Here is an 18,308-nt window from a genome sequence, read left to right on the forward strand (position 1 = left end):
GGTCTGACTTTGCCGCTTGTTGCTTAATTTGACTTTAAGGTTTTTTTGGAGCTAAAACTATCATAACCAGCGCGCTTATGTACGGCAGGGCAAGAAGAAAGGCCGCCGGCACGGAACCGAATACCGAAAAATTTTGAAGGTTGTTTGCGACGTATTGGGCGGCGGCAAATATTAGGACTGCGGCGAGTATGGCGTATGTGTTTTTTTTACCCAAAAAGACTGCGGCAAGGGCAGTCCAGCCTGTCCCGCTTGAAATGTTCGGCACAAACGACGAAAGCCTCATGCTTAAGATACATCCCGCCGCGCTTCCGAACACGGCCGCCGCCGCCCACGCCCAAAGCCTTACATGCGATACGTTTATTCCTCTGGCGCGAAGAACCGGAGCGTCGCTGCCTGAAATTCTTATGTACAAACCTTGTCTTGTAAATTTCATCGCCGCCCATCCCAATAAAAACATAAGATAAGCTGATGCTGTCGTTACGAGTCTTGTTTTTACCGCAGAAAAGTAAAAATCCGGGTGAGTTATTATTCCCCTTGTCTTAAAAAAAACGGACGACAATATGCTTGTGAGCGCCGAACAGATGAGATTCAGAGCGAGGGCGGCTAAAAAACGATTTGCGCGAAATTTTTCGGCTGCCAGCGCAAAAAGTAAAATAAATGCGGTACAAAAAGTCAGCGACAGTGCGATTCCTCCGATAAAGTTTTTGGACAGCGCCGTGCCCGCAAGGCACAAAAACGCCGCAAGGTTTATCGTTCCGTCTAAAAATAAGGCCATTCCGCCCGACCGCTCGCTTATAAGAGCCCCCATCGAAGCCAACAGCAGCGGCGCCGATAAGGAAATTATTCCGTAAACAAAGTTCATGTGCGACGGCTCCTTGCAACGTAGTTAAATGAAATGCAAAAAAGAATTATTCCTTGGATAAGCGAAGATATGTCAAACTGTATTTCCTGCATCAGCGCAACGCGACCGGACGACGTGTAAAGCCATGAGAGAATTAAACTTGCCGGAATCAGCAAAAGAGGTTCCGACTGTGCTATGAGAGCGCATGAAAGCGCGTTCCAGCCCATGCCGGCGTAAAATCCCGAATGACATGTAAAATATGTTCCGCATACGGCGATCGCTCCTGCAAGGCCGTGCATCGCACCGGAGGCGGCTAGAGAAAGGAACATTGATTTTTCCTCCGAATACCCGCAATAGCGTGCAAATTCCGGGGCTATTCCCCATATCCGTAATCTGCGTCCCGCCTCCGTACGGTAGATAAAATAATGAAAGATCAGGCAAAGAAGGGGCGCTGCAAAAATGCTTATGTTTAAGGGAGAAGGTTTTAATAGCGGCGCCAAACGCAGATTTTCAGGAATGAATTGGGTCGCTAAAAGATTCCCTGTTTTATCCCGAAATTTTCCCGCAATCAAAGAATCTATGCACGGAATTACTGCCGCAGAAATTAAAAATGACGTAAGAAGGACGTTCGCCTTTTTGAACTTTCTGAGCAAGGCCGAAAGAATCGCCTGAAAGGCGCCTGCGGCGCACGCGGCTGAAAATGCGGCCGGCACGATAAATTTTCGGGCATAAGACGGCAGGGGCAGGGTAAGGATGACCGCCACAAAAAAACCGCCGGCATATATCTGGCCTTCGCCTCCAAGGTTTAAATTGCCGCCTTTTATTGCGATGCTTGCGCCCAATCCTGCGACGATTAATAAAACGGCTGTATTTAAAAAGCTCCCCAAGTAATAGCGCGAAGCCGTGGTTCCCGTGATAAAATCCATCGCCGCCTTAGCCGGGTTTTTTGAAAAAAACAAAAGAAATGCGATCGAAATTATAATTCCCGCTGATACCGCAGCCGCGCTTATCCTTACGTTCGTTATCGGCGTCTTATCTTTTAAAGCCTTTATTGCTTTTATAAAGTTTATCATTTTTCAGATCCTGAGTTATTTGTATTTATGATATTTTGCGTAACGTTCTGCGCTCTGGCTGAAATTTCGCTTGAAGCGTCATCAGGAGGACTTGGAATTTTTTGTTTAATCTTTCCGTCCGAAAGCACATATATGCGGCCGCATAAATTTTCCGGAAAATCCTGTGCGGATAGAACGATTACGCATTTTCCGTCTTCGGCATATTTAAAAAGTTTGCCGCACATAGCGGAAGCGCTGTGCGAATCCAGCCCTTGAAGCGGTTCGCACAATATTAAAAATTCGGGATTCTGCTCCAATTCGCGGGTTAAAATGAGCCTTTGCAGCATTCCTCCCGAAAGATTTACGGCCTTTTCCGCCGGAGAAATAGAAACTTCCGCTTTTTTTATAAGGGAATAGGCGTATTGCACAGGATTATTTCCTTTATAATAGACCGTGAGAATCTGTTCGACGGTGAGTTCTGGGTTGGAAGCCCTGAAAACTCTGTCCGACGGAATCATCGCGCACGTCGCGTATTTTTTCCCGCGCAGCATTGCCGAAGTAAGATTTTTTTTCGCAAGGTCGACAATGAACGAAGGTTTAGCTTCGGCTGCTATGCGGCGTCGGCTTGTTAAACGGCTTTTGCCTGCGCCGGTATTGCAGCCGAGAGTGATTTTCCCTTTGCCGCGCGTGTCTTCCATTCCGATCATGAGATCTTCAAGAGTTCCCAGTCCGCTTTCCGAGAGTCCCTCTATGAGTGTTATCTCTCCGCTTTTTGCAGTTAAAGAAACGTCAAATAGGGCGGGGCGGTTTACGGGCCGCAAAGTTACGCCGTTTAATGAAATAAAATTTTCGCTGAACGGAAAATTTTTTATGCGGCATGAAGTTTCTTCGGCCCCCACTTCAAAGTCGGAGTATCCGGCACTCCCCCTTTTGAAATCCGAACTGTTTTCGTAGCGGGCGATGATTTTTCCTTTTTCCAGCACGGTAACCGTGTCCGTATTGTTTTGCGCTTCGCTCATGCTGTGCGTGATTACTATAACAGTAACACCTTTTTGTGCCGATTCTCTAAGATTTTTATAAAGGCGGCTTCGCTGTTCCGTGTTTAAAAACACAGAAGGTTCATCCAGTATTAAGGTTTTCGGTTCTCTGCATAAGGCGCAAAGAAGAGCCGTGAAAAATCTTTCATCGCCGCCCATATCGCGTACCGGCAAATTTGTCTTAAGCGAAGGAGCCCAATGTTTTTTATATATTTCTATGCGGCTTTTTATAAAACGGTTGGAAATATTGCACTGCTCGCTTCCCAGAAGTATGTTTTCAAGCGCCGTTATATCGCGGGCTAAAAGCGGGCGTTGCCGAACTATTTGAATTCCGTTATCGGCCGCCTGCCTTGGGTCTTTAAACACGACTTCGGCGCCGTCTATGACGATTTGACCCGATGTCGCCCTTATGTCGCCGGACAAGATCGAAGCGAGAGTTGATTTTCCGGCTCCGTTTTCGCCCAAAAGCGCGTGGATTTTGCCGGGTGTAAACGACAGGCATATATTATCCAGCGCAGTTTTTCGCGGAAATGAAACTGTGATGTTTTTAAGCGAAACAATCATAAACAGTACTTATATCGGTACTAAATGCGTTAATTAAACGGCGGAATATATTACTGTAATTTTAACGAACCGTCGTTCAATGATTGAATCACTTTAGCCATTTTATTTCTTATTTCTTCCGGCACGGCGCTTATGTAAAGCGGATCGTCCTGTATGAATTCGATATATCCCTGTTCAATTCCTACAGTTTTTGCCGTTCCCCATTGGGTCTTCCCTTCAAGGAATTCACTCGTCATTTCTTTTGCCATGCGTTGCTGCTTCATCGAAGTGCTTGAAATTACCCTTCCCGGAGCTTTGTTAAAGCCGTTGCTGTCGAACCACGTGATGTAAAATCCCTTTTCGTTTGCGGCCGATATTACGCCCTGCGAAGCGCCTCCGCAGATCGGAAGAATAACGTCGCATCCTGAATTGTACATGGCCGCCGCCAATTCCGCGCCTTTGGACGCGTCGTACCAGTTTCCCACAATTCTAAAATCCACAGAAATGTCTTTATTTGCGCTTTCAGCTCCTTCTTTAAAGCCGGGAAGGATGACGTCGTTCATCACCGGATATTCCTGTGCGGCCAAAAGGCCGATCTTATTGGTCTTGGACATGAGGCCCGCCATGTAACCTGTGATATAAGACTGCTCTCTTTGATTATAACGTACCGTTGCCACGCTTGGATTTCCCTGCTCGTATGCGTCAAGCAATATGAATTTTTGATTGGGAAACTGACGGGTGAGAGGGCGGACGATATCGGGTAAAGAAGGGTTTGATGAAATTATCACGTCGAAATTGCCTGCGGCCGCGAGCGAAGTGATTTTGCTGCTCCATTCGGCCTGATTTGTTCCTGCCTCCAAAATTGTCACTAAGACGGCGGAAGTCCCTTTTTTGCCGTTGTATTCGTCCGCAGCTTCTTTTACTCCGTCGGCGAGCATTTGGTAGATCGGACTGTCCGATAAGATGCCCGGTGCGAAGACGGCAACGGATATCTGTTTGTCTTTTTTTCCGCCGCATGCGGTAAATAGAGCCGATAAAATCAGCAGAATCGATAAAAGGGTTTTCCGGCCGGCTGTTTTGCAAAAAAATATTTTTCTTTTCATACGGTAAATATAGTTTTATATCAAACAAATGTCAAATCATTTTAAACTTCGAGCAACGGCGAGTTTTGAAAACCCGATATTCGACCTACTGCCAATAATTCGACCTACTTGATTCGCGGGTTTATCAAGCAGTATTATTATCCTGCCGATCCGGACACGCGTTTGACTTTTCTGCCGTTTGCCCCGATCCTCTAAGGAGAAATTCTATGCGTTTAATCATCAAAAAAAATTATGACGAATGCTCTTCTTGGGCGGCCGACCATATCGCCCATGTCATAAAAACTTTTAATCCCTCCGAAAGTAAGCCCTTCGTTATAGGTCTTCCTACGGGAAGCACGCCGATCGGTACGTATGAAAACCTGATAAAAAAATGCAAAGCGGGAGAGATTTCGTTTAAAGACGTAGTTTCCTTCAACATGGACGAATACGAGGGCCTGCCCCCCGATAACGATCAAAGCTACCGGTATTTTATGGATCACACTTTTTTCAATCACGTCGATATAAAAAAGCCGAATACTCATGTGCTTAACGGATGCGCTTCCGATCTTTCCAAAGAATGTGGCGATTATGAAAAGGCGATTGAAAAAGCCGGAGGAATAAGGCTTTTTATGGGCGGAGTGGGAAACGACGGGCACATAGCTTTTAACGAACCCGGTACGTCTCTTTCTTCCCGCACGCACGTGCAGCTTTTGACTGAAGATACGCGAATTGTGAATTCCCGCTTTTTCGGCGGCGATGTTTCAAGGGTTCCGGAGCGCGCTCTTACCGTGGGAATCGGCACTATATGCGATGCGGACGAACTTTTGTTTTTGGTAACGGGCAGGGCGAAAGCCTATGCGCTCGCGCATGCGGTAGAGGATTCTGTTTCTCAGATGTGGCCTATAACGGCATTGCAGCTTCATAAAAATGCAATAATTGTCTGTGACGAAGACGCCGTCGGAGAGCTCAAAGTGAACACGGTAAAATATTTTAAAGAGATGGAAAAGGATTCAAAGTTTTAGTCTTGGCGTTGTTTTGAAAACTCGACTCTTGTGCCGACATTTTTGATCGGTACGGCAATTGCGACAGATGTGCGGCGCTTCCGGCCAGTCGTGCATTTCTGCCGCTCGCCGACACAGGTCTTATGATATCCGCTGTCGAAACACAAGCCCCAATTTCCCTTTAAAACGGATTTTTCCGTCGTTCTTTCTCATCGTAAGATTTATTTCCGTGTCCGCTTTTTTTTGCCTCGTTTGATCCGTTACGACGGTTCCCGCTGCGATCGAAGAAATAAACTTTTTAGGAAAGTAGACATAAAGAAAATATTTTTGAACGTCTTTCGACGTAGAATCGTTTTGTGTTCTTAAAAAACTTATTTTTGCGGCAGCCTTCCACTTTGAAAAAACATGAGAGCCTTTAAGATTTATCGCGTAAATTGTTTTGTGTTTTTGCGAATTTTTAAAATTTTCGTGCGAGATTTCACACGGAATTATGTTTTGAAGTCCGTCGACCCTTGTATTGAATTCCAACGCCGATCTTTTCGAAGTTATTTCAACCGCTGTGCTCGCAGCGAAATTCGAATTTTGTTCTACTGGCATCAGATTTTGCCGCTCGATTTCCGCCGTAGTAGCAATTCCCGCGCATAATTGCAGGCTGTCGGATGAGAAATTGTGTCGTATTTGCGGGTTTATTCTTATTTGCGCTATAGTCTTTTTAAGTTTGCCGTCCGCCGCATAGAATCCTTCTTTTTCGTCCGAAAAAATATAATTGTCGGTTGCGAATAAGTCCGTCTTTAGCAAAAACGGGCCGAAGATCATCCTGTTTTCATTCCTAAACCATGATCTGAAATTCCCGAAAGGATTTCTATGGATTCCTACGGAAAATTGGTTTTTCAGCGCGGGCAGTGAAAGAATAATTTCAAAAACTGCGCCGTCGTACCATCCGGAAGAAAATATTTTGGAATTGCCGAACCATGATTCCGCTTGTTTGCCTTCGATATAAAATCTTCCGCCCGAAACGCTTGTCTTAATAAGCGATCTACGGCCGTATTTAAAAGTATAAGCGCAGGAAAATAAGAACCGCGGGTTGTCAAAGCAAACGCATTCGAATGTGAAATTCCCCGGAGTAAAACGCACTGCGCTTGATTTTGAAGATTCTGTCCCTCTATTCGTCCTTTCGCTTGAATTTGAAAGCGATGACGAAGGAAGAGATATTCCGAGTCCCGTTTGCCGGCCGGTCTCAGGCTTTACGGCGCTTGATGTTAAAGAAAGCGAAGGATTTTTTAATAAGGCGATGCTTTTTGAAAATTTCAAGTCGCCGTAAAAGAATTCGACGGGAGCTTCTTCCCTTAAAAACTCTCCTATATCGACGGAAAATCCGCTTTGCACATCTTCGGCAAACGATTCTGTAAAAGGAATGCGAGAATACGCTTTTACGTCGAGCCCGCGAAACGCTGCGTGAACGCCAGAAACCGCCTTGTTTTTTTCGCTTTTGATTTGCCCGTCAAAAAGATCCGACGCGGAAAATAAAAATGAAGCGCCGGAATAAATGTCTGCGTATTGAAAAAGAGGCGACGCGTCTTTTGAAAATGCAAGGTTTAAATATGTGGATAAAAAAAATAATAAGGCTAAGGCATGTTTTAAGCGTTTTTGAAATACCATGCCTTAGTAATTGGTTTGATTTATAATTCCATGCAATGCGCGGCACGTGCAGTGCCTGCAGTTTCCGGCGCGGTTAAAAATGGCCGATTTTTGCAATTGGGATTTTGCGTGTCGCTGTGCAAGCGCCGATCGCCATCATTCGGCGGATCGGTGGTTCGAGCCGTTCCGTTCAGCCTACTTTGCTGCGGAACTGTCGGTTATGTAAGCCTTTGAATCTTTGAACTGTTCGATTTGCACGATCTTGTTTTTCCAGTATTCGGCTTCGCTTTTTGTCGTGTAAGGCCCTATGCGTACGCGGTATACCACTTGCTTTTTTGAATCCGTGTATGTAAATATTTCCGCCTGAATCTTGTTTTCTGAAAGGATTTCTCTAGCATTGTCCGCCGATTTTTTTGTACTGAACGCGGCCGCCTGTACCCAATATTTCGGAGCAGGCGACGCCGCTTTTACCGTCGATTTGGTTACGGGCTTTGCCTTTCCTGCCGCAGTTGAAGAAGCGCTTCCCGTCTTTGCTGGGGCGGGTTTTACAGGGGTTTTTGCACTTACCGCCGGCTTTTGTGTTTTCACGTTGTCTGCTCTGTCCACGGCCTTTGAAACCGTTTTATTTGAATCGACAACGGGGTCCGTCGGCGTTTCCGGTATTGTTTGCGCGGCATACCCGTTTTTTTCGTCCATGTTTTTTAACGTATTCAGATCGATTGTCGTAGCTCTGTCGGGTGCGTTTACGCCGTAAACGTTCGTCGTCCCGGATATTACTGTCAATTCCCCTATCTGCTGAAGCCGATCCTGCCCTTGGAGCTGCCCGCTAGGCGCTTCGGGATAAGTATTGCGGGGAACGAATTCTGTTGAAGAAGGATCCGTCGGCGTTTGCACCTGCGCCGTCGGCTGAGCACCGGGCGCGGGCTGTACAGGAACATGAAGAGACGCGACTGCCGGCGCGGGATAATTGCTCGGCGAATAAAGTATTATTGCCGCTCCTATTACTACAAGTAAAAAAACTCCTGTCGCGGCGATTATCCATAATATTTTTTTTTGTTCCATAAAGAAAATCCTTGACGTATTCGGCGTATTAAAAAAATTGAAAAACCGTCTACCTCTTGTATACTTTCAATATCGGTATTTAAAAAAACAGCTTTAGCAAAAATGTTGGGACGGCGTTGTAAGTTGAGTTTACGGTTTTTGCGGGCGAAACTTTTAGGATTTTATAAAGTCCGCACTTGTTTTATGTATTTATTGATAAATTACCGAAATGATCGATGAATGCTTTTTTTATCCGTTTTTCAAGCGAAAGTATCGAACCGGAATTTTTTATTACAACGACGGGAATTTCCGACTTTTTATAATTTTTAAAAAGATCCTTTTGGGAATAAAATCGTGCTAAAATTTGATCGTAAGGCATGGCGTCGCGTTTTTTTACGCGCAAAAGGCGTATGAAAACATTTGCTTTTATAAATACCGTATGCGTACATTCGGCCATAAGTTCGGGTATTTTAAATAAAACGGTAGCGTTAAGGATGATATTTTTTTGCGGATTTTTTTTTATAAAATCTTTTGCAAAGTGAGTTACGGCCGGATATACTATGGTCTCTTGCCTTGAAAGAAGTTTTTGATCTTTAAAGATCAGAGAACCTAAGGCTCTTCGGTTTAAAGAGCCGTCGCTGTTTTTAAGGTCTATGCCGTAAATTTTTGCGTCGCTTGAAAATTCTTCAAATATTTGTTCTGATCGCTCCTCTATCGCCTTATGCACAAGTGTGTCAAAGTCTATGCATTCAAAACCGTATTTTTCGAATATTCTTGAAGCTGCGTTCTTTCCTGCCGCCATCGGCCCGGTAAGGCATAGGATCATGCGGTCTGCCGTAGCTTTCGGCATGGAAGCCGGCGCGAAAGTCTTTAATGCCGAGTTTTTATTTTTCTCAGGAACTTTTTCGGACGTTTTTAATTTCAATGGAATTCTCCCCAGTTTTTTCCGTATTCGACCGAAACCTTAAGCGGAACCGAAAGTTTTACGGCGTTTTCCATTTTATCTTTTACAAGGCTGATAGTATCTTCGATTGTGTGGCTTTCATCGGGACATTCTAAAATCAATTCGTCGTGAACTTGCAAAAGCAGGTGAGCTCCGTTGTTTTTTCGTTCCAGCGCATCGTCCACATCGATCATGGCTTGTTTTACAATGTCCGCGGCGCTTCCCTGTATGGGCGTGTTTACCGCTATGCGTTCCGCGCCGGATTTTTCCATCTTATTGCGGCTGTTTATCGTCGGGATCGGTCTTTTTCGTCCGAATATGGTTTCCACGTATCCGTTTTTTTCGGCGCCTTCTATCACGCGGGTTTTAAAATCCTGTATGGCTGAAAATGTGGAAAAATAATTGTCTATAAATCCTTGTGCCTGCGTGCGCGATATTTTCAACTCGTTTGAAAGCCTGAAAGCGCTCATTCCGTATATGACGCCGAAATTTATGGTTTTTGCCAAGCGTCTTTGTTCGGGGCTTACGTCTTTAGGCGCGACGTTAAAAATCAATGCCGCCGTAAATCTATGTATATCGGTTCCTTCCATAAACGCCTTGCGCATGTTTTTATCGCCTGAAAGATGGGCGAGAACTACCAGCTCTATCTGCGAATAGTCCGCCGATATCAGCACGGTTTTGTCAACGGCCGTAAATGCGGTCCTTATTTTGCGTCCGGCTTCGTCCCGTACAGGAATATTTTGCAGATTGGGGTCGCGGCTCGAAAGCCGTCCCGTGGCCGTTCCCGTCTGTATAAAACTTGTGTGGACGCGGGAATTTGCGTCGGCCAGCTTCGGCAGCGCTTCAACGTAAGTGGATTGCAGTTTCGTAAGCGTTCTGTAGTCAAGAATTTTCTGGGGAACCGGATGCCATGCGGCAAGTTCTTCAAGAACGGCCGTATCCGTAGAAAATCCCGTTTTAGTCTTTTTTCCGGGTTTTAATCCCAGTTCCGTAAAAAGCACTTCCTGAAGCTGTTTGGTGGAAGCGATATTGAATTCGTGTCCTACCGTTTTGTAAATATCCTGCTCGGCGCTGTGAATTTGTTTTATAAGCTCTTCATTATAAACGTTAAGCGCGTTTTTATCCAAATGTATGCCTTTCATTTCCATCTTTGCAAGAATCGGAATAAGGCGCATTTCCGTTTGCCAAAAAAGTTTTGTAAGATTGTTCTTTTCAAGGCGGCCTTCGAAATACTGCCATAGCTGAAAGGTAAAATCTGCGTCTTCCGCTCCGTACGGAACGGCTTTTTCAAGCGGAACGTCCGCAAAGGTCTGTCCTTTCGCGACAATGTCGTCGTATTCGATTCCTTTGAGTCCCAGTTTTGTTTCTGCAAGGAATTCGAGCGAATAGGAATTCCGCCCGTTGCGGTCCGGCTCTAAAAGCCATGCGGCGATCATCGTATCGGCTATTCTGCATGAAATTTTAGTTTTAAGAATTTCATAATCGAATTTTCCGTTATGCATGACAAGCGTAATATTTTCATCGTTAAAAAGCCTTTCGAGCTGCGAAAACGCATCGTTTTTTGAAATAAATTCCCGATCAAAAAGCGCTTCCTGTGCGGCAAGAGGAACGTAAATCGCTCTGCCTTTTTCCGCGCAAAGGCTGAATCCTAACATGTGCGCAGAATGTGTTTCAAGACTGTCAGTTTCGCAGTCGAACGATAGGACATTTTTTTTCATTTCAAAAACGGAGTCGATAAATTCGGAAAGTTCTTTTATGTTTGTGACGGCCCTGTAATCTCCTTTGTTTTGTACGGGAATCATCGCAGGAGAAACGTCGTCCGTATCTTGTTGCGCCTGCGTTTTATAAGTTTTGCCCGCATTTCCCGCCTGCCCATCTTCCGCCGGATCTTTTCCAGCCTGCGCCGCATTTTTTATCGTGCCGTATGCCGCATCCCGAACTGCGCTTCCTGCCGGATTTTTTTCAGCATTATTTACATCACTGTTCGCCTCGTACTGTTCTGCCACAGACGGAAGCCCGTATTTTAGAAGGAGCTTCGCCGCTGAGGCAAAATCAAGATTTACGGGTTTTATCGAGTCTTTTTCGGAGAGAGGAACGTCATAGCACAGGCGGATGAGCTTTTGCGAAAAAAAAGCGTTTTCTTTTCCCGAGCGGATTTTTTCGCCCATGGAACCCTTGATTTCATCGGCGTGTTCGTATATTCCTTCCAAAGATCCGTATTGTTCCAAGAGCATTCCCGCCCTTTTAACGCCTATCCCTTTTACGCCGGGAATATTGTCCGCCGTGTCCCCGTACAACGAAAGCAAGTCCAACAGCTGCTCGGGCATAACTCCCCATTCCGCTTTTACACCTTCTTTCCCGACAACCTTCCATGCGCCGTTTGCGTCCGGTTTTAGAATTTGTGCGGTATCGTTTACAAGCTGCATCAAATCCTTGTCACCCGACAATATGCGGCATTTTCGTCCCTTTTCGGCACATTTTTTTGCGATCGTCGCTATGAGGTCGTCCGCTTCAAAACCGTCGCAGCGCAACAGCGGTATGCCCAACGCCGTAAGAATTTCTTCTATGACCGGGATTTGAGAATGCAGATCTTCCGGCGTTTTTGCGCGTGTGATCTTGTAGTCCTTGTACATTTGATGGCGGAACGTAGGCGTACGCGAGTCCATTGCCGCGATAATGTATTTGGGATTGTAATGTGAAAGGATAATGTTCAGATTTCTAAAAAAACCGAAAACGGCGGAAACGTTTTTTCCTTCAGCATTTGTCAGAGGGTGATTGATAAAGGCAAAATAGCAACGGTAGATCAGTCCGTAAGAATCGAGAATATAAACGGTTTTATCTTCAAAGTCATTCATAGGGGAAGTGTATGGCAAGTTTTAAAAGTTTTCAATGCGTGCTAAAACACGTACGAAAATGTATGCGAAAATGCGCGGCGGGACGCTGTCGGAAGTGGGGCCGTTTTTTTATAATGTCAAACATGTATTTTACGGTGCGGTTGCCCCCGTTACAAACATGGGTTAAACTATAAGCGGTTTCTAAAAACCGATTTGCGATCCGCTTCAAAAGGCATTATAAGCCGTTTCGCCGCGAAACATAAAACAAGCCGCGCGGACTCGCGGTTTTTAGAGATTTCATACAATAAAAATATATAGGAGAACCTTTATGGACGGTCGCAAAGAACTTCTGAAAAAATGCAGATATTTTATTCTTGACATGGACGGAACTTTTTATTTGGGAAATGAAATTATCGACGGCTCTCTTGAATTTATTGAAAAATTAAAAAAAACCGGGCGGGAATTTCTGTTTTTCACAAATAATTCGTCGAAATCGCCTGAAGTTTACATTAAAAAATTGGCGGGTATGAACTGCCACATTACTCGCGATCAGATAATGACTTCAGGAGACGTTACTATCCGTTATTTAAAAACATATTTTCCGCAAAAAACTATTTACCTCGTAGGAACGGAACCCTTAGTGCAAAGTTTTAAAGAAGCAGGACTCCGTTTAATTTCGGATATGCCGGATATAGTAGTCATCGGTTTTGACACGACTCTGACTTATGAAAAGCTTGAAAGAGCCTGTACTTATATAAGAAACGGCGCCGATTTTTTTGCGACTCACTGTGATATAAATTGTCCTACGGAGCACGGATTTATTCCCGACGTCGGCGCTTTTAATGCGGCAATTACGCTTTCTACGGGCGGAAGGCAGCCTAGATATTTCGGTAAACCCTGCGAAGAAACCATAGAAATGATTCTTGCCCATACGAACGGGCGCCGTCACGATCTTGCCTTTGTCGGCGACAGACTGTATACGGATGTGGCGACGGGAGTGAAAAACGGAGTGCCCGGGCTGCTTGTCCTTACGGGAGAAGCTACTATGGAAGATGTCGCCAAGTCGGACGTCAAACCCGACGCGATATTCAAAGATCTTAAAGAGATAGCCTCGCTTCTCGATTGAAAGTATTATTTATAGCCGGCATAGCTTGATATTGCTGCCCGAAAAACGCCGATGATATCCTATGTCATTTTTATTATCCATAATCTCAAAAGTAGAGTTAAAAAAGACTAATGTATGCGCTTTTTTATGCCGAAAATATAGTGTCGACTTGTTTGTAAAATACGGCAAGGGGTGTTTTGTTGACAAAATTTCTAAAATATTTAAAATATCCAAAGCCTCATAATAATAATCTAAACGGAATTCCGGTTGTCTAAGAATTTTTGTGCCGGAAAGTCCGTTTCAGTTACCGAACCTTTGTTCCTGCGGAGCTTGAAAATGCAAAGCCTCCGGCAGGCATAAATCTTGCAGTCGAGAATATTATGAAAAAATCTTTATTTTTGGTTTTGATGTCGTTTTCATTGGTTGTTTTTGCTCGTGATGTTACCGAGCGCGATGTAAAACAAAAAAGCGTATGGCATGAAGAATTTGACATTTCGGATAAAAAAGGCGGAAAATACAATTTTGTAGTGACCGTTACCGGTAAAAACGGAAAACAGCAGCTTGCGGGACCCGCCAATATTTTTATAGATCCTGCGTCCGATCTTCCTGTTGTGAGTATCACAAATCCGAATACGAATATCGATGTGACCGGTAATCTTAATATTGTAGGAACTTGTGTTGACGACGACGGCGTAGGATACGTTGAACTCATTCTGGACGGCAATACTGAAAGACCCGTAAGAGCAGAGGGAAAAGAATTCTGGTCATATTATCTTGACACTTCGAACATGAAAGAGGGGCTGCATACTATAGAAGCCCGCGGAGTCGACATAAACGGTCTTTCAGGGAAGCCTCTTTTTTTGCAGTGGAGTTTTAATCCTCACGGTCCCGTTTCCGAAATAACAAACCAGTCTATAGGCGCTTTACTTTCCAAAGTTGTAAAACTCGAAGGTACCGTTTCCGACGGTAACGGCATTAAATCCTTATTTTATTCGCTTGACGGCGGTCAGCGTTTTAAGGAGATAAAACTTAATCGCAAAAAAGAAGGAGTAAGTTTTTTACTTGAAATAGATACGAGGAAGCTTGCTGACGGGCCTACGGTAATCTGGTTTAAATCCGTAGATATGTGGAGATCCGAAGGAATATATACGTACATGTTTTTTGTTGACAATACCGCTCCTGAAGTTTCCATAGTCTATCCTGCCGAGGGTGACGAACCGAACGGCGTTTTTTCCGTAGCGGGCTTTGTGCGTGACGCTGTCAGCGTGGGAGAAGTTTTATGGACGGCGGATAATCAGAGCGGAAGCTTTGATCTGACGCCGGGTAATCCTTATTGGGTTAAGGAATTGGATACTACCGCAAACCGTTCGTCTTCAATCCGTTTTACGGTAACGGCACGCGATCTTGCAGGGAATACGACGACGGTGCAAAAAAATATAAAATTAAACCAAAATGCGGACAAGCCCGTGCTTGTTTTGCAGTCGCCTTCCGCCGACACCGTTGCCCGCGACAGAGGATCAGTGGTTCTGAGAGGCATTGCAACCGACGACGATGCCGTAGAATCCGTTATATATTCTTTTGACGCAGGTCCCGAACAGACTATTCAGACACGGGGCGTTTTCTGTGCCATACTTGACGAAAATGAACGTCTTTCTGCAGGAAAACACACCGTAACCGTGCGTGCCGTAGATAAATACGGCGTAAGCGGTAATCCTGTAACGGTGACGTTTAACGCCGAAGGCCCTGCAGGATCCTTTTCCGATGCGCGAATAAGAGTGTCGGGACGTGAACCTGAGCCCGTCCATTATGGAATGCAGCTCGATCCTTCCCTAAAACCCGTATACGAAACTTCCGTTTCCGCCGACTGCGGAATCGCTTACGTTTCATGGACGTTGAAACCCGAATCGGGAGCCGTGATAACCGGAGAACGCAAAAACAGTTCTTCTTCTCCTAAAATAGACCTTTCGATACCTCTTAGTGCTGTTCCGGCAGGAAGCCTTTCCGTGGAAATAAGCGCTTCGGACAAATACGGGCGGACCCTTACGCAGAATACAGTTCTGGGAATAATGAATTACAGCCGCGAAGGGGGAGCCTCCGAAGTTTCGGTTCCTGCCGAACCGATCGCGCCGCCTTCTTCCGACACTGCAATTCCGATCCTTGTCGTAACTGCGCCTGAAAACTTAAGCTATACCGGCAGTTCGGTTAATATAAGAGGAACCGCCGATGATGAAGGCGGTATTGAGAGGGTTGACTACAGCTATGACGGCGGCATAAGTTGGACGCCTTGCAATATTGAAAGGACGAAGGGAACCGATGCGGGCGCGGTTTTTTCCGCAACGATAAATCTTTTGTCCGAAGACGGTCTTGTTCCTATAAATATACGTGCCGCAGATAAGACGGGAAACGAAGCATTTGCCTTTCTTGCTCTTTATAAGGATACCGCCCCTCCAGTTGTTGAAATGGTTCTGCCGCTTTCATCCGACACGGTAAACGGTGCAACCACGCTTGCTTTTAAAGTTTCAGACAACGACCATCTTGCAAAGGCTGAATATATTCCTCCGTCCGGAGATTCCGCTTCTACAAGCGCGGCTGCAAATGCGGGAACATCCGCTGCACGTACCGGTATTACGCCGGCCAATACTGCGGCCGCTTCAAGTACTGCGTCAGGCGCGGCTGTTCGTAAAGACATACCTCTTTCTTCTCTCGTTAACGTCATGGTAGGTACGGACTCTTATCCTATCAGCAGCGGAATGAACTTTGTTTTTACCGACGCTGCAGGCAATGAAGCTTTTGTAAGATCAGTGCCGTTTACAATCGATGCGGCATCCGATATGCCGCGGGTGGAAATGCATATGCCGCCGGAAAATGCGGTGGAGACGTATGATTTTACGGTTTCAGGCGTTATCTATGATGATGACGGACCTTCAAATTGTTATTATAAGATTGATGACGGTCAATGGATTGAACTTACAAACAATTCGTCGAACTTTAATTTTACGGTTCCGATTTCGGCGCTTTCAGATAACGAGCATGTGCTTACGGTTTATGCCGTAGACAGGAACGGAGTTAAAGGTGAAGAAACTACACGTAAATTCCGCGTTTCGTTGAACGAACCTGAAGGTGAAGTTATAAATCCTTCATTTGACAAGACTGTAAGCCGTGACGTATTAATTGAAGGAACTGCGCACGATAAAAACGGCATAGAAAAAGTTATGGTGTCGCTCGATAACGGAAATACATACCACGATGCTGCCGGAAAAGAAAAATGGTCTTTCAGATTTGATTCACGCATAATTTCCGACGGTTCTCATGTTGTCTTTTATAAAATTTACGATTCTTACGGAATACAAGGTTTGTATTCAAGCCTGATAAATATTGACAATACTGCGCCTGAAATTTCGCTTGTTTCTCCTGTCGACGGCACAAGAACATCAGGGACGGTGTTTTTCTCAGGTTATACGATAGATAATATAAAGCTTACGGAACTCAATATTGCCGTTCACTCTTTGGATAAGGCCTTTCCTTCCGCTGCAGCGGGTAAATTTTCAAATATACAACTTGAACCTTTTATGCTCATTTCAAAACCTGTAGATGTTTCCGCTTTGGACGACGGATTTTATAATTTTGAAATCATCGGGAAAGATGCCGCCGGTAACGAAACGCGCGTAACGCGTAATGTACATGTCGACAAGGCTTTTCCTTCTGCAGCAATCGGCATACTTTATCCTTTGACCGGAAGCTATGTAAACGGCAGATTCAATATTGCGGCAAAGATTGAAACACAGGAAACGGTAGAATCTCTGGTGCTCATAATGGACGGTATTGTCTTAGAAAAATCCGAAATCACGGATGCAGGATATTGTCAATTTGAACTTGGCCCCGAAAAGGTCTCGGAAGGAATCCATACTTATAAAATTCAAGCCTCACTGGCCGACGGCAAAATTGCAGTTTCCGCCGAACAGGAACTGAATTATTCTCCTTACGGGCCGTGGATAATGCTTGAAAAATTTGTCTTGGGTGATTTTGCCATAGGGCGGCCGTATGTTACGGGAAAGGCGGGCTATTTTGTAAGCGATGAAGAAAAAGCATATGTAAATTCCAAGGAAGCTTTTCCGGAAGAAAAAAATGCGTTCAAGGAAAAATCCGTTGAGTACATAGAACTCAGCCTTGACAACGGGAAAACATTTAAAAATATTTCCAAAAAAGAAAGCTGGAAATACCGTATTGAAACCGATTATCTTACCGAAGGGTATCATTTTATGCTTGTGCGCGCCGTAATGAAAGACGGCAGCACGGCCGTTTTAAATACCATGGTTCAGATTGACAAAAGTATGCCGTCCGTCCTCCTTATCTCTCCTACTGAAGGCGGAAGATACAATCAGAAAATTTCGTTTGACGGACTTGCCGACGGTAAGAGGGGATTAAAGGAAGTAAAGCTTGCTTTGCGCGACGGCGATAAAATGATGTACGGAATTCCCGGATTTATACAGGGACTTTATTTTGATATACATTTTTGGGGTGCCACGCTCTTTGATGTCGGAGTAGGGGTTTCTTTCTTTGACGATAACGTAAAACTGCAATTTCAGTACGGTCAGCTCACTCAGTCGCAGCGGAATATGATTAAAGGATCTCCGTTCCGTTACGGAGGGAATGTCATAGGCACAAAAATACTGGCAAACGTTGCCAGTATGCCGTTCCATTATTTTTTCGGACCGGACTTTACATGGCTTTCGGCAAATGTTGCACTTGGAGCTAACTTTTCACGTTTCGATAATACTAACAGCGGGAAGGCGCAAATTCTTTCGGCTATTTTGGCGCAGCTTGAATTTCCGCGTATGACTTTTGAACAGTTAAAGAAATTCAGAACAATGTCTTTCTACACCGAATTTCAGCTTTGGTTTATTCCCACGGATATATCCGAAGCGGACGGAGTAAAGAACATTGTGCCCCAGGTAGGCGTAGGTATAAGACTTAATGTGTTTTAAGATAGATTTATCTCATATTGCGCATTTCACTTGAGTTCTGTGACAAAACAAATGCCTGCGCCACAGAAATTTCCGAGGGTTTCATAGGCTTAGGAATGAGGTCAATGCAGCTCATTTAAAAAAATCAATTGAACAGCATAAAGCCGGAAAAATACAAAAACACGAGTTATTACAAGGTCCGGGTATTGGTCAAGGCGAATAAATCA

Annotated in this window: 11 protein-coding genes; 3 read left to right on the forward strand and 8 right to left on the reverse strand. The window is 44.8% G+C overall.

From position 1 onward, the window contains the following. Nucleotides 1-34: 34 nt before the first annotated feature. The 4 genes from HRQ91_RS03355 to HRQ91_RS03370 are packed head-to-tail and all read right to left on the reverse strand — an operon-like array spanning nt 35 to nt 4,576. Complete coding sequence (locus tag HRQ91_RS03355; RefSeq protein WP_210120260.1) at nt 35-862, reverse strand: ABC transporter permease subunit; 828 nt, start codon at nt 860-862, stop codon at nt 35-37. Then, nucleotides 859-1,914 carry an ABC transporter permease gene (locus HRQ91_RS03360; RefSeq protein WP_210120261.1) on the reverse strand — a complete coding sequence of 352 codons (1,056 nt, stop codon included), beginning with the start codon at nt 1,912-1,914 and terminating at the stop codon, nt 859-861. The genes HRQ91_RS03355 and HRQ91_RS03360 overlap by 4 nt, the downstream gene beginning before the upstream one ends. Further along, a complete protein-coding gene (locus HRQ91_RS03365; protein WP_210120262.1) occupies nt 1,911-3,494 on the reverse strand; it encodes an ATP-binding cassette domain-containing protein in 1,584 nt (527 codons plus the stop codon). The genes HRQ91_RS03360 and HRQ91_RS03365 overlap by 4 nt, the downstream gene beginning before the upstream one ends. A gap of 50 nt (nt 3,495-3,544) precedes the next feature. Further along, nucleotides 3,545-4,576 (reverse strand): BMP family ABC transporter substrate-binding protein, encoded by a 1,032-nt coding sequence (locus HRQ91_RS03370; protein ID WP_210120263.1) that lies wholly within the window; start codon nt 4,574-4,576, stop codon nt 3,545-3,547. A 206-nt stretch (nt 4,577-4,782) separates the two neighbouring features. Between HRQ91_RS03370 and nagB the strand changes: the two genes are divergently transcribed. Then, nucleotides 4,783-5,577 carry a glucosamine-6-phosphate deaminase gene (gene nagB / locus HRQ91_RS03375; protein WP_210120264.1) on the forward strand — a complete coding sequence of 265 codons (795 nt, stop codon included), beginning with the start codon at nt 4,783-4,785 and terminating at the stop codon, nt 5,575-5,577. Between the two features lie 120 nt (nt 5,578-5,697). On the opposite strand, the gene HRQ91_RS03380 is transcribed toward nagB, so the two are convergent. From HRQ91_RS03380 to polA, 4 genes are all read right to left on the reverse strand, one after another. Further along, entirely contained in the window at nt 5,698-7,215 is a 1,518-nt protein-coding gene (locus HRQ91_RS03380) for a hypothetical protein (protein WP_210120265.1), read from the reverse strand. 174 nt (nt 7,216-7,389) lie between these two features. Further along, on the reverse strand, nt 7,390-8,256 hold the full coding sequence (locus HRQ91_RS03385; RefSeq protein WP_210120266.1) for an SPOR domain-containing protein: 867 nt from the start codon (nt 8,254-8,256) through the stop codon (nt 7,390-7,392). Between the two features lie 181 nt (nt 8,257-8,437). Then, nucleotides 8,438-9,160: a dephospho-CoA kinase gene (gene coaE / locus HRQ91_RS03390; protein WP_210120267.1), complete on the reverse strand. Its 723-nt coding sequence runs from the start codon at nt 9,158-9,160 to the stop codon at nt 8,438-8,440. Then, nucleotides 9,157-12,033 carry a DNA polymerase I gene (gene polA, locus HRQ91_RS03395; protein ID WP_210120268.1) on the reverse strand — a complete coding sequence of 959 codons (2,877 nt, stop codon included), beginning with the start codon at nt 12,031-12,033 and terminating at the stop codon, nt 9,157-9,159. The genes coaE and polA overlap by 4 nt, the downstream gene beginning before the upstream one ends. 307 nt (nt 12,034-12,340) lie before the next feature. On the opposite strand from polA, the gene HRQ91_RS03400 reads away from it, so the two are divergent. Continuing rightward, the gene (locus HRQ91_RS03400) at nt 12,341-13,138 is read left to right on the forward strand and encodes an HAD-IIA family hydrolase (RefSeq protein WP_210120269.1); all 798 of its coding nucleotides are present in this window, start codon (nt 12,341-12,343) and stop codon (nt 13,136-13,138) included. A gap of 359 nt (nt 13,139-13,497) precedes the next feature. Then, entirely contained in the window at nt 13,498-18,102 is a 4,605-nt protein-coding gene (locus HRQ91_RS03405; RefSeq protein ID WP_210120270.1) for an Ig-like domain-containing protein, read from the forward strand. Nucleotides 18,103-18,308 lie beyond the last annotated feature (206 nt).

Origin of the sequence: Treponema parvum (genome assembly GCF_017893965.1) — a bacterium.
Classification (GTDB): Bacteria; Spirochaetota; Spirochaetia; order Treponematales; family Treponemataceae; genus Treponema_D; species Treponema_D parvum.

Bases quoted from the DNA above. Each gene is read 5' to 3' on its own strand.
- HRQ91_RS03380 (WP_210120265.1), bottom strand. From the start codon at position 7,215: ATGGTATTTCAAAAACGCTTAAAACATGCCTTAGCCTTATTATTTTTT.
- HRQ91_RS03370 (WP_210120263.1), bottom strand. From the start codon at position 4,576: ATGAAAAGAAAAATATTTTTTTGCAAAACAGCCGGCCGGAAAACCCTT.
- HRQ91_RS03385 (WP_210120266.1), bottom strand. From the start codon at position 8,256: ATGGAACAAAAAAAAATATTATGGATAATCGCCGCGACAGGAGTTTTT.
- HRQ91_RS03355 (WP_210120260.1), bottom strand. From the start codon at position 862: ATGAACTTTGTTTACGGAATAATTTCCTTATCGGCGCCGCTGCTGTTG.
- nagB (WP_210120264.1), top strand. From the start codon at position 4,783: ATGCGTTTAATCATCAAAAAAAATTATGACGAATGCTCTTCTTGGGCG.
- HRQ91_RS03400 (WP_210120269.1), top strand. From the start codon at position 12,341: ATGGACGGTCGCAAAGAACTTCTGAAAAAATGCAGATATTTTATTCTT.
- HRQ91_RS03360 (WP_210120261.1), bottom strand. From the start codon at position 1,914: ATGATAAACTTTATAAAAGCAATAAAGGCTTTAAAAGATAAGACGCCG.
- HRQ91_RS03405 (WP_210120270.1), top strand. From the start codon at position 13,498: ATGAAAAAATCTTTATTTTTGGTTTTGATGTCGTTTTCATTGGTTGTT.
- HRQ91_RS03365 (WP_210120262.1), bottom strand. From the start codon at position 3,494: ATGATTGTTTCGCTTAAAAACATCACAGTTTCATTTCCGCGAAAAACT.
- polA (WP_210120268.1), bottom strand. From the start codon at position 12,033: ATGAATGACTTTGAAGATAAAACCGTTTATATTCTCGATTCTTACGGA.